1 protein-coding gene is annotated in these 237 nt (G+C 38.4%); it reads right to left on the reverse strand.

Annotation, left to right across the window (positions count from 1 at the left end; translation table 11 throughout):
- Positions 1-237, reverse strand: a 237-nt coding sequence (locus tag ACR9ZK_RS23450; protein WP_481344309.1) for a hypothetical protein, incomplete at both ends; no start/stop codon positions are given.

The following is a 237-nucleotide window of genomic DNA, read 5'->3' on the forward strand; positions in this document are numbered from 1 at the left end:
GTACCTACTGTGGTAGAAGAATTTAAATTGCTAAACTTTAGTCCGGAAGTATTTGCAGCACCGGAATTAATTTCCAATTTTGCTGATGGAGCATTTGTTCCTATTCCCACATTATTAGTAGAACCATCAATAGAGAGCGCTGCATTACCCGTAGCAATATTACCCCCTAATCTAAAGCTGTTATCTTCACCTATAGTCATTCGTCTTGAGGTATTAGCTCGATCTACAATAGTAAGG

This window comes from Monashia sp. HAY1-5C (assembly GCF_056755255.1).